This window comes from Escherichia sp. AM3, from assembly GCF_032029835.1.
Classification (GTDB): domain Bacteria; phylum Pseudomonadota; class Gammaproteobacteria; order Enterobacterales; family Enterobacteriaceae; genus Escherichia; species Escherichia coli.
Window position 1 is genome coordinate 1 of record NZ_JAVUPQ010000991.1, and the last position, 270, is coordinate 270.

The 270-nt window shown below is 51.1% G+C and carries 1 protein-coding gene; it reads right to left on the reverse strand.

The annotated features are described in order from the left end of the window. Positions 1-74: 74 nt before the first annotated feature. Positions 75-270, reverse strand: a 196-nt coding sequence (locus RTW80_RS29380) for a hypothetical protein (RefSeq protein ID WP_312721644.1), incomplete at its 5' end; no start/stop codon positions are given.

Genomic DNA, 270 nt, shown 5'->3' on the forward strand with positions numbered 1-270 from the left:
TCCTTCAACCAGTCCTGCCAATTATTGATACCTGCAGTATCATGTTCTGTTCGTTTGGATGGCAGCATCAACTGTCAGGCAGTGTAATAACGCTGGAAGGCCGGTTTCGCCAGTAACAAGTCGCGCTCTTGTTGTGCCAGTTGTTGCAGATAACTGACAGCACTCACAGCAGCTCCTGCACTGCCTACGACCCAGGCACATTGCAAAGCAATGGCTACGCCGCGAGCGCTGACCGGTAGCAATAGTAACTCTTTCAGAACGCTTTCAGGA